This window comes from Parvibaculum sp., from assembly GCF_002684405.1.
Classification (GTDB): domain Bacteria; phylum Pseudomonadota; class Alphaproteobacteria; order Parvibaculales; family Parvibaculaceae; genus Parvibaculum.
On sequence record NZ_NYVD01000102.1, the window covers coordinates 1 to 11,861 of the forward strand.

Sequence of the window (11,861 nt, forward strand, 5' to 3'; positions counted from 1 at the left end):
CATCACGCGGGCGGCGATCTTGGCCACCGGCTCGCCGATCACTTTCGCGACGAAGGGCACGGTGCGCGAGGCGCGCGGGTTTACTTCCAGCACATAGACGGTGCCGTCCTGGATCGCATATTGCACGTTCATCAACCCGACCACGCCGAGGCCGATTGCCAGTTCGCGCGTTTCGCGTTCGATCTCGCCGATCATCTCTTTCGAGAGCGAGTAGGGCGGGAGCGAGCAGGCGCTGTCGCCGGAATGCACGCCCGCTTCCTCGATATGCTCCATGATGCCGGAGATGAAGACGTCTTCGCCGTCGCAGATCGCATCGACATCCACTTCGATGGCGTCGCGCAGATAGCCGTCGATCAGCACCGGGCTCTTGCCCGACACGATCACCGCCTCGTTGATGTAGCGGTCGAGATGGGCGGTATCGCGCACGATCTCCATGCCGCGGCCACCCAGCACGTAGGACGGGCGGATGACGACGGGATAGCCGATGGTCTCGGCGATCTTGCGGGCTTCTTCGGCGGAGCGCGCAATGCCGTTCGGCGGCTGCTTCAGGTGGAGCTGGTCGAGCAGTTCCTTGAAGCGGTCGCGGTCTTCGGCGAGGTCGATCTTGTCGGGCGAGGTGCCGAGGATCGGCACATTCGCGCGCTGAAGATCGTCGGCGAGTTTCAGCGGCGTCTGTCCGCCGAACTGCACGATGACGCCTGCGAGATCGCCCTTGGACTGCTCGACGTCGATCAGTTCCAGCACGTCTTCCGCCGTCAGCGGTTCGAAGTAAAGCCGGTCGGAGGTGTCATAGTCGGTCGACACCGTTTCCGGATTGCAGTTGACCATGATGCTTTCGATATTCGCCTCGTCCAGCGCGAAAGCGGCGTGGCAGCAGCAATAGTCGAATTCGATGCCCTGGCCGATGCGGTTCGGGCCGCCCCCCAGAATGATCGCCTTCTTGCGCTCGCTCGGATCGCTTTCGCAATCGGCGGCGCCGTCGAAGTCATACTCATAGGTGGAATACATATAGGGCGTGCGGCTTTCGAATTCCGCCGCGCAAGTGTCCACGCGCTTGTAGACGGGGCGGACGCCCATTTCGCGGCGCGCCTTGCGCACGGCTTCTTCTTCATGGCCGGTCAGCTCGCCGATGCGCGCGTCCGAAAAGCCCATGGCTTTCAGCTTGCGCATGTCGGCGGCGGTGTCGGGCAGGCCCTTTTCCTTCAGCGTCTGTTCGGCATCCACGATGTGCTGGAGCTGTTCGATGAACCAGGGATCGTAGGAGCAGCCGGCGCGGATTTCGTCATGGCTGAGGCCGTGGCGCAGCGCCTCGGCGATCACCAGCAGGCGGTCGGGTGTCGGGCGGCCCAGCGCGGCGCGCAGCGCGTTGCGGTCGTCGCCTTCGCCCATGCCGGGCACGCTGACTTCATTGACGCCGGTGAGCCCGGTTTCGAGCGAGCGCAGCGCCTTTTGCAGGCTTTCGGGGAAGGTGCGGCCAATGGCCATCGCCTCGCCGACCGATTTCATCGAGGTGCCGAGTTCCTTTTTGGCGCCGGCGAATTTCTCGAAGGCAAAGCGCGGGATCTTCGTCACCACATAGTCGATGGTGGGCTCGAAGCTTGCGGGCGTCACTTCCGTGATGTCGTTTTGTAGCTCGTCCAGCGTGTAGCCGACGGCCAGCCGCGCGGCGACCTTGGCAATCGGGAAGCCGGTGGCCTTGGATGCGAGCGCGGAAGAGCGCGACACGCGCGGGTTCATTTCGATCACGACCATGCGGCCGTTTTCCGGGTTCACCGCGAACTGCACGTTGGAGCCGCCGGTTTCCACGCCGATCTCGCGCAGCACGGCCAGGCTCGCATTGCGCATGATCTGGTATTCCTTGTCGGTCAGCGTCAGCGCCGGCGCGACGGTGATCGAGTCGCCCGTATGGACGCCCATCGGGTCGATGTTCTCGATGGAGCAGATGATGATGCAGTTGTCCGCCTTGTCGCGGACGACCTCCATCTCATATTCCTTCCATCCGAGGACGGATTCTTCGATGAGCACTTCCGTCACCGGGCTCGCATCGAGGCCGCCTTCGACGATGTCGCTGAACTCTTCCTTGTTATAGGCGATGCCGCCGCCCGTGCCGCCCATGGTGAAGGAGGGGCGGATGATGGCGGGCAGGCCCACATAGTCGAGCGCCTTCAGCGCTTCTTCCATGGTGTGCACGGCGGTGGAGCGGGGGCTTTCGAGCCCGATCTTGTCCATCGCCTGACGGAAGAGCTGGCGGTCTTCCGCCTTTTCGATGGCTTCGCGATTGGCGCCGATCATTTCCACGCCGAATTTTTCCAGCACGCCCATATCGGCGAGCGCCAGCGCGGTGTTGAGCGCGGTCTGTCCGCCCATGGTCGGCAGCAGCGCGTCGGGGCGCTCCTTCTCGACGATCTTGGCGACGACTTCCGGCGTGATCGGCTCGATGTAAGTCGCGTCGGCCAGCTCCGGGTCCGTCATGATGGTGGCGGGGTTGGAGTTCACCAGAATGATCCGGTAGCCCTCTTCGCGAAGCGCCTTGCAGGCTTGCGTGCCCGAATAGTCGAATTCGCAGGCCTGTCCGATGATGATCGGACCGGCGCCGATGATCATGATGCTTTTGATGTCGGTACGTTTGGGCATGGGACCTTACTTCGCCTCCTCGATGAGCTTCACGAAGCGTTCGAAGAGGTAGTGACTATCCATCGGGCCGGGAGAGGCCTCGGGGTGGTACTGGACGGAGAAGACGGGCTTGCCGGAAAGGCGCAGCCCGCAATTCGTGCCATCGAAAAGGCTCTTGTGGGTTTCTTCCACGCCCTCGGGGAGCGTTGCCGCATCCACCGCGAAGCCGTGGTTCATGGAGGTGATTTCCACCTTGTCGGTGGTGAAGTCCTTCACCGGGTGGTTCGCGCCGTGATGGCCCTGATGCATCTTCACGGTCTTGGCGCCGAGCGCGAGGCCGAGCATCTGGTGGCCGAGGCAGATGCCGAAAAGGGGCTTGCCGCTTTCGACGAGTTTTTTGATTTCCGGCACGGCATATTCGCCGGTCGCGGCCGGGTCGCCCGGGCCGTTCGACAGGAACACCCCGTCCGGGTTCATGGCGAGCACGTCTTCGGCCTTGGTCGAAGCCGGGACCACCGTCACGCGGCAACCTGCATTCACCAGGCAGCGCAGGATGTTGCGCTTGGCGCCGAAATCGATGGCGACGACATGGTGGGGCGCGTCGGGCCGGTTGCTGAAGCCCTCATCCCATTTCCACAGATCCTGGTCCCAGTCGTAGCGCTGGCCGCAGGTGACTTCTTTCGCAAGGTCCATGCCGACAAGGCCCGGCCATTCATTCGCTTTCGCCTGCAGCGCGGGAATGTCGAAATTGCCCGCCGGGTCATGCGCGATGATGCCGTCGATGAAGCCCTTCTCGCGGATGCGCCGCGTCAGTGCGCGCGTATCGACGCCGGAAAGCCCGACGATCCCGCGCGCTTTCAGCCAGGCATCCAGATGCTGGGCCGCGCGGTAGTTCGACGGGGTGGTGATGTCGGCCCGGATGACGGCGCCGCGCACGCCCGAGGAGGCGGCGAGGTTGGAGGTTTCGATATCCTCGTCATTCGTGCCCACATTGCCGATATGCGGGAAGGTGAAGGTGATGATCTGCCCCACATAAGAGGGGTCGGTCAGGATTTCCTGATAGCCCGTCATCGCCGTGTTGAAGCAGACCTCGCCGACCGCTTCGCCGATAGCGCCGATACCTCGCCCTTTGAGGACGGTGCCGTCTTTCAAGACGAGAAGCGCGGTGGGCGTTTCGCTGGCGGTCATGCGTGTCATTTCCATTCGCTTTGGCGGTCGCGGAGCCGGGACATCGTCGCACATGCGCGCGGAGACTCCTCCCCGGAACTCCGGCTCGCATCTGGCGAGCGCCGTTCCGTGGCGGCTGTCGTCGACACCAACATGGCAGGTCTCCCGGGAGAGGAATTCCGCATGGGCCTGACGTCCGTCGCCGGTCCGATGCACCCGAAAGTGGTCAGGGGCGCGCCGGGGCGGCAGACTCGCGGAGATTCCGTCAAATCGCGCGGACACTAAGCGAAGCCTCGAAAAGCGTCAAGCTGGCTTTCGCTTATTTTTTGTGAGTAATTTCAGCTAGTTAGCTCTTTTCTGTCGGGGCGGTAATCTGTTTGCGGTTACCGGGGCTTTGCTTTAGCGTGTGCCGCCTTTCCGGGGCGTGGCCAAGGGCCCCCCGAAAGAGGCGAAAGAACGACGTCGCAAACTAGTGTTTCTTCATCAGTGTCATTCGGAGACGGGTCATGGGCCAAACCTTGCGCGACCGCATCAAGCAGGGCTTGAACGAGGCAACCAAGAGCCAGGACAAGACGCGCACGGGCACGCTGCGTCTCATCGTGGCTGCCATCAAGGACCGGGATATTGCCGGACGGACCGACGGGCGCGACGGCGGCGTGGGCGAGGCGGAGATCATGGAAGTGCTCTCCAAGATGATCAAACAGCGCCGCGAATCCGCCGAAACCTATGAGCAGGCGGGCCGGATGGAACTGGCCGCGCAGGAGCGCGACGAAATCGCCGTCATCGAGGAATTCCTGCCCAAGCAGATGGACGAGGCCGAAATCCAGTCCGCCGTGGACAGCGTGGTCTCCGAACTCGGCGCCGAGGGTCTCAAGGATATGGGCCGCGTCATGGGCGAGCTGAAAAGCCGCTATGCGGGCCAGATGGATTTCTCCAAGGCCGGCCCCCTGGTGAAGGCCCGGCTGGGGTAGGTCCTGCCTATGGCGGGCCGTCCCCGGCAGTGGCATGATAGAGGGCTCAGCCGGGTTGAGGCCCGGTCCCTGAAACTGAGCCGATTGCACCACTCATCATGAGCTTCCCGAAGCATTTCCTCGACGAGTTGAAGGCGCGCATCCGCGTCTCCGAGGTCGTGGGCCGCAAGGTGAAGCTCACGCGCCGGGGCCGGGAATTCGTCGGGCTCTCGCCCTTCACCAATGAGAAGTCGCCGAGCTTCACGGTGAATGACGACAAGCAGTTCTATCACTGCTTCTCCAGCGGCGAGCATGGCGACGTCATCAAGTTTCTCGAAAAGACCGAAAACCTCTCCTTCATGGAGGCGGTGGAACGGCTGGCGGGCGAGGCGGGCATGGAGGTCCCCAAGCAGGACCCCCGCGCCGCCGAACGCGAACGGAAATCCGCCTCCCTCATCGATGTGATGGAGATGGCGCAGGGCTTTTTCCGCCGCAAGCTGAATGAGGGCGCGGGCGCGGAAGCGATGGCCTATCTCAAGCGCCGCGGCATGAAGGACGAGATTATCGAGCGCTTCGGCATGGGCTATGCGCCGGGCGACGATCGCGGCGACCGCCACCAGCTCATGAATTATCTCAAGGGCAAGGGTGTCGAGATCGGCCAGATGATCGAAGCCGGTCTCATCATCGGCGGCGAGGACATCAAGGAGCCTTACGACCGCTTCCGCAATCGCGTCATGTTTCCCATCGCGGACGGGCGGGGCCGGGTGATCGCCTTTGGCGGTCGCGCGCTGTCGCCCGACGCCAAGGCGAAATATCTGAACTCGCCGGAGACGCCGCTCTTTCACAAGGGCCACGTCCTCTACAATCTCGATAAGGCCCGCAAGCCCGCCTATGACAAGGCGACGGTGCTGGCCGTCGAGGGCTATATGGATGTGATCGGTCTGGCGCAGGGCGGCTTCGACTATGCGGTCGCGCCGCTCGGCACGGCGCTTACCGAAGACCAGATCGCGCTTTTGTGGAGGCTCGCGCCCGAGCCCATTCTCTGTTTCGATGGCGACAAGGCGGGGCTCCGCGCCGCCTTCAAGGCGGTGGAGCGTTCGCTGCCGCTGCTGAAGCCCGGTCACTCGCTGCGCTTCGCGCTGCTGCCCGAGGGCAAGGACCCCGACGACCTCGTGCGCGAGGAAGGGCCGGAGGCGATGCAGCAAGTGCTCGATGAGGCAAAGCCGCTCGCCGACATGCTCTGGGAAAAGGAAGTCTCGGCGGGCGAATGGACGACGCCCGAACGTCGCGCCAAGCTCGAAGCCGATATCGAGGCGGCGGTGAACGCCATTACCGACCCGAAAGTGCGCTCCTATTACGGGCAGGATCTGCGCGCGCGGCTCAACAAGCTGTTCGGCGTTCAGGAGCGCCGGGGCGGGGCGCGGCAAGGTGGCTACGGGGGTGGGGGGTATCGCAACCGCAATCAGGCGCCCTGGCGCGGCGGGCGTTCCGGTGGGGGCGGCGGTGTCTTCCGGCGGGACAATTTCATTCCGCCGGCCTCGCCCCAATTGAAGCAATCTGTGCTCGGCAAAGGCAGCGGCAATGGAGAGGGGCGCGAGGTCCTGCTGGTCTGGACCATGGCCAATCACCCCGACCTGCTGGACGAATATTGCGAAGTTTTCTCCGGCTTGCCGCTGGCAAGCGCCGAACTTGACAGATTACGCAATGAAATCATAGATATAGCCGCCCTTCATGCGCCTCTTGAAAGGGACGGGCTGAAAAACCACTTAGAAGACAGGAACTTGGGTGACTTGTTCCGCCGTCTTGAGGGCCGCGCGAAGAAGATTGGCGCGCGGTTTGCAGGTCCCGAGGCCATGACGGACGAGGCCGAAAGAGGGTTTGTGCACCTCATCCGGCGCCATGAGCGGGCCGTGAATCTGGAGGCGGAACTGAAAGCCGCCGAGCGCGCTCTGGCCGAGGAAATGACGGAGGCCAACTGGGCAAGGCTCAGGGAGATACACCTGCAGCTTGAAAGGTCCGACATGACCGACGGTCTGGATGGGACGAACAGTACTGATTGAGGCAGGACGGATTAAGGGGAACGCTCTGAAAGGTGTGGGCCGGCAAGGCCCGGGGGATGCCGGACAGGGATATCGAGAGAGACGAGTTTGACGACTGGCCGTCCGGCGCCCCTGAAGGCCGCTGACGGGCATAATCCTTTTCACCCGTCTTGATTGTCGAGCGGGTCGAACGAATTGAACAGGCGTGAGATGCGCGCGGGCAGGCGGCGCATTATCGGGTCAGGCGGAGAGCGATTGAATGGCAAGCAAATCGGCGGAACAGGAAGCACCGGAAGCAGCGGAAAACCAGGACGGTCCGTTGCTGGATATGTCCGATGCGGCGGTCAAGAAGATGATCAAGGCCGCCAAGTCCCGCGGTTTCGTGACCTATGACGAGTTGAACACGGTTCTCCCGTCGGAAGAGTTTTCCTCCGAGCAGATCGAAGACACGCTCGCCATGCTTTCGGAGATGGGCATTACCGTCGTCGAGAACGACGAGAACGACGACAATGCCGAAGAGGGCGACAAGGCCCGCGCCGCCGCCAATGACGATGACGACGATGACGATGAGGCGGAGGAAAGCACCACCACCTCCTCGACGCGCGCCGTCACCACCACCACCACGACATCTTCCTCGCTCGACCGTACCGACGATCCGGTGCGTATGTATCTGCGCGAGATGGGCTCTGTGGAGCTGCTGTCGCGCGAAGGCGAAATCGCCATCGCCAAGCGCATCGAGGCCGGCCGCGAGACGATGATCGCCGGGCTTTGCGAAAGCCCGCTGACCTTCCAGGCCATCATCATCTGGCGCGACGAGCTGAACGAGGGAAAGATCCTCCTTCGCGACATCATCGACCTCGACGCGACCTATGCCGGTCCCGACGCCAAGAAGGTCGACCATTCCCAGGCCGCGCTCGCAGGCGAAGCCCCGCCGCGCGAAGAGCCGGAAGAAGAAGAGGTCGATGACGAGGATGCGGAGAGCAACATGTCTCTCGCCGCGATGGAAGCGGAGCTGAAGCCGCAGGTCCTCGAAATCTTCGACAAGATTGCCGGCGATTATAAAAAGCTGCGCAAGCTGCAGGATCAGAAGGTCGAGTTCCAGCTCAAGGGCGAGGAGCTCTCTTCCCAGCAGGAGAAGCGTTACCAGAAGCTGACGGAAGATGTGATCGACGAGGTGAAGAGCCTCTCGCTCAACAACAACCGTATCGAAAGCCTGGTCGAGCAGCTCTATTCGATCAACAAGCGCCTGATGGGTCTCGAAGGCCGCCTGCTGCGGACCGCCGAAAGCCATGGCATTCCGCGCGAGGAATTCCTCAAGCAGTATTTCGGTAATGAACTCGACCCGAACTGGATCCGCCGCGTCAGCCGCCTGAAGGGCAAGGGCTGGACGAGCTTCACCAAGGACGACCGCGACCAGATCAAGGATCTGCGCGAGGAAATCCAGACGCTCGCCTCCGAGACCGGCCTCGACATTCAGGAATATCGTCGCATCGTCGCCATGGTGCAGAAGGGTGAGCGCGAGGCGCGCATCGCCAAGAAGGAGATGGTGGAAGCCAACCTCCGTCTCGTGATCTCCATCGCGAAGAAATACACCAATCGCGGGTTGCAGTTCCTCGACCTCATTCAGGAAGGCAATATCGGCCTGATGAAGGCGGTGGATAAGTTCGAATATCGCCGCGGCTACAAGTTCTCCACCTATGCGACATGGTGGATCCGCCAGGCGATCACGCGCTCGATCGCCGACCAGGCGCGCACCATCCGTATTCCGGTGCACATGATCGAGACGATCAACAAGCTGGTGCGCACCTCGCGCCAGATGCTGCACGAGATCGGCCGCGAGCCGACGCCGGAAGAGCTTGCCGAGAAGCTCGGCATGCCGCTGGAAAAAGTGCGCAAGGTGCTGAAGATCGCGAAAGAGCCGATCTCCCTCGAAACGCCCATCGGCGACGAGGAAGACAGCCATCTGGGCGACTTCATCGAAGACAAGAACGCCGTGCTCCCCATCGACGCGGCGATCCAGTCGAACCTGCGCGAAACGACGACCCGCGTGCTCGCCTCGCTCACCCCGCGTGAAGAGCGCGTGCTGCGCATGCGCTTCGGCATCGGCATGAACACCGACCACACGCTGGAAGAGGTCGGCCAGCAGTTCTCCGTGACGCGCGAACGTATCCGCCAGATCGAGGCCAAGGCGCTCCGCAAACTCAAGAACCCGAGCCGCTCGCGGAAACTGCGCAGCTTCCTCGACAACTAAGCCTGTCATTGCCGGGCGAAGACCCGGCAATCCAGCGCAACAAACAACAAAGCCCGGATCGAAAGATCCGGGCTTTTGTTTTTCCCTTAAGTGTCATCCCGGCGAAAGCCGGGACCCATTGGCGCGTGCGGCGAGGTGCGCAAAAGGGGAGAACCTCGGCGGCAGCCCAACCCCCAAATGTCACCCCGGGCTTGTCCCGGGGCCCAGGGGCGTAACCCGCGGCACCTGCCGCTCCGGACCCCGGGACGTAGCCTGGGGTAACGTGTTTTGGGAGAAAGCCTTTCGCACGTAGCAGCAAAGCTTCATTCTGAGGGGCCCGTTCTCCAGCTACACGATGCAATGACCAACGAAACGACAAGAAAAGTAGAAGAGATTGTTGCCGGCTTCATTCGGGAGAGCGGGGCTTATGGAGACTGGACTGATTTCCGGGGGATTTTGGTCTGCTTGAGGCATGAGTTTCCGGGTACCGATGACGACGAGCTGAACTGGATGAGCTTCTTGGTCGTGCGGCAATTGCAGGAAGCAGGCTTCACTTTCGCCAGCTGCGAAGGGGGAGAGTATACGCCTTGGCAGGATCAGAGCGGCGAAGCCGTCGCCGCGCGCATCCGGCGTGAGTGGGATGCGTTGGGCCGTCAGCCGGAGATAGGCGATATCTGCTGGTTCAGGCGGAGATGAGTGAGGACATCCCTCAAAACAAAAAGGCCGGGCAAAACCCGGCCTTTCCCATTCGTGGCGCAGGCGCGAAGTCCTTACGCCCCGGTGTCTTCCACTTCCGCTTCGGGCTCGGCCTTCGCCTTGGCGCTTTTGCGCTTCGGCTTTTCCGGTGCGGCTTCCTTGGCGGCCGCCTCGGCGGCTTCCTTTTCCAGACGCAGCGCCTTCAGGCGCTCGGTCTTGGCGGAGCGGGTCTTGTTTTCGTCGGCAATGATGCCGCGCACCGTTTCGGTGATCTGGTCGGCCTTGCTGGCGCGGCCGGCAGGGGAGGTGGTTTTGAAGAAACCGGTCTTCTCGTCGATTTTTGCCATGGGAAACCTCCTTCAGGCGTGGTGCGAGCGGGCGTAATGCGGGCAGGCATGTCGGGTATCGGGCGGGGCGGGAGAGTGGTTGCCGCGCCGGGAAGTCGACGCCCATAGGCCCGCGTCGCTGCTGCGGGGGCGTCCCAAACGAAAAAAGGCCGGGAAAACCCGGCCTTCCCACTCACCCCGTCGGCGGTGCCAGTACATCCGTGGTCACCGCTCCCGGGATGAGACCACCGCGCCAATGCCTCCGAAGAAGCCGCGCGGCGTGTTCAACAGTGTGTATATGGGGTGCCGAAGGCGGGATTCAAGACCCCGCCTTCGGGCATAATGGAGGTCTCCCTCAGAACGCCATCACCAGCCTTGCCTTGACCGTGTTGTCGTTCGCGTTGTCGCTGAACTGGCCGTCATAGGACAGGCCCAGGCTCGTGGAGGCGGACAGCGCGACGCCGAGATCGACGCCGAGTACCGCTGCGTCGCGCGCGATCGGCGTGCCGGAGACGGTGAAGGGCGTGCCGCCGCTGAAGGAGGCGGTGGTGTCCGGCGTCAGCTTGCCGAAGCCGTGCCGCCAGCCGACCGTGCCGGTGAGCCTGACGGGCATGTCGGCCAGCGCGAAGCCGGTCGAGAGGCGCCCGCCGAGCGTTGTCGAGCCCATGGTCGTGGTGTCGCTTTGCACCGTCAGCGCGCCCGCGCCGCCCGTTTCGGTGTAGCCGTCGGTGCTGATCGACATGATGGCGGCATCCAGGAAGGGCTCGTATGTCACCGCGCCCGCGGTGAGCGGATAGCTGGCCTCGCCGAAGAGCTGCGCCGTGCGGGCGTCGGTCGAGCCCGTCAGATGGTTGCTGAAGAGGCCCGCCACCACGCTGCGCGAGGTGTCGATATTGTGCCAGGTGAAGGAGGCGCCGCCGCGCAGGCCGAGGCCGGAGAGCTCCGTGCCGCTATAGACGCCGAGTTCGTAGCTGTCCACATCCGCCGAGGAGGCAATCGCGTTCTCGTCGAATTTCGAGCGCTGATAGCCGGCGAAGACGCCGATGCGCAGATTGTCCGACAGCTGCTTGTCGGCACCGGCGACGAAGCCGCCGCGCCGGCTCTTGAGCTTGGAGGCATTGCCGTCGCCGTTCGTATGGCCCCAGGCGCCGAAGGTCTGCGCCCAGACGGCGGTGGTCTGGCCGGAGAAGGGGAAGGCGGAGGAGCCGTCGCCCGCATCGGCGACCACTTTCGGCGTGGGGCCTGCGCCCTGCCAGCCGAAGACCTTGCGGATATGCGAGAGCACATTGTCGCTGACGAAGTGGCTGCCGCCGAGCAGGCCGGAGATCACGCTCGCATTGATTTCGCCGGAGAGATAGTTGAAGGCCGCGCCGGCATTTTCCGGGGTGAGGCCGAGGATCGCGCTATGGATCGCACTGCCGCTCCCGAGGCTGTCCAGACCGTTCGCCGCCGCCTGTGCGTTGGGCGTGGTGGCCAGCGCGCTAAAGGCCGTCGCATTGCGTGCGAAGGAGAGCTGGACGTTGGCCGGGTTGTAGGTGAGTTCCGGCGTGACGAAGGCGTAGTAGGCGTAAGACGCGGTGTCGAACGTGCCGCTGACCGTGCCGCCCGAGGTGATGATGGTGTAGGTTTTCGTCGGCAGGAAATAGCCGTTTGTCAGCACTACATCGCCGCCATTGATGACCACATTGCCGGCCGCCGCCAGCGTGTCGGTGGTCGCCCCGTCGCTTGCGGCTTCGATGTTGAAGGTCGAGCCGCCGTTGAAGGTGAAGTTGCCGCCGACATTCAGCGTGCCGACGCTCTGGCCCGGCGAGAGGATGCCGCTGTCGATCACATTCCCGCC

The 11,861-nt window shown here is 63.2% G+C and carries 8 protein-coding genes; 4 read left to right on the top strand and 4 right to left on the bottom strand.

Going from position 1 to position 11,861, the window contains the following annotated elements:
- Positions 1–2,634 (bottom strand): carbamoyl-phosphate synthase large subunit (carB, locus tag CMI59_RS09100; RefSeq protein WP_293327504.1); only part of this gene is annotated, 2,634 nt, incomplete at its 3' end.
- Between the two features lie 6 nt (positions 2,635–2,640).
- Positions 2,641–3,801, bottom strand: coding sequence for a glutamine-hydrolyzing carbamoyl-phosphate synthase small subunit (gene carA / locus CMI59_RS09105; protein WP_293327507.1), 1,161 nt, complete (start codon positions 3,799–3,801; stop codon positions 2,641–2,643).
- 485 nt (positions 3,802–4,286) lie between these two features.
- Here carA and CMI59_RS09110 point away from each other — a divergent pair, with 485 nt between their 5' ends.
- From CMI59_RS09110 to CMI59_RS09125, 4 genes are all read left to right on the top strand, one after another.
- Positions 4,287–4,751, top strand: a complete 465-nt coding sequence (locus tag CMI59_RS09110) for a GatB/YqeY domain-containing protein (RefSeq protein WP_293327510.1) — start codon at positions 4,287–4,289, stop codon at positions 4,749–4,751.
- A 98-nt stretch (positions 4,752–4,849) separates the two neighbouring features.
- Positions 4,850–6,790: a DNA primase gene (gene dnaG / locus CMI59_RS09115; RefSeq protein WP_293327513.1), complete on the top strand. Its 1,941-nt coding sequence runs from the start codon at positions 4,850–4,852 to the stop codon at positions 6,788–6,790.
- Between the two features lie 238 nt (positions 6,791–7,028).
- Positions 7,029–9,020 carry an RNA polymerase sigma factor RpoD gene (gene rpoD / locus CMI59_RS09120; protein WP_293327515.1) on the top strand — a complete coding sequence of 664 codons (1,992 nt, stop codon included), beginning with the start codon at positions 7,029–7,031 and terminating at the stop codon, positions 9,018–9,020.
- Between the two features lie 339 nt (positions 9,021–9,359).
- Entirely contained in the window at positions 9,360–9,695 is a 336-nt protein-coding gene (locus CMI59_RS09125; protein ID WP_293327518.1) for a hypothetical protein, read from the top strand.
- A 74-nt stretch (positions 9,696–9,769) separates the two neighbouring features.
- Here the strand turns inward: CMI59_RS09125 and CMI59_RS09130 are convergent, their stop codons facing one another.
- A complete protein-coding gene (locus CMI59_RS09130) occupies positions 9,770–10,042 on the bottom strand; it encodes a hypothetical protein (RefSeq protein WP_293327520.1) in 273 nt (90 codons plus the stop codon).
- A 334-nt stretch (positions 10,043–10,376) separates the two neighbouring features.
- Positions 10,377–11,861: autotransporter domain-containing protein (locus CMI59_RS09135; protein ID WP_293327523.1), on the bottom strand; the 1,485-nt coding region annotated here is incomplete at its 5' end.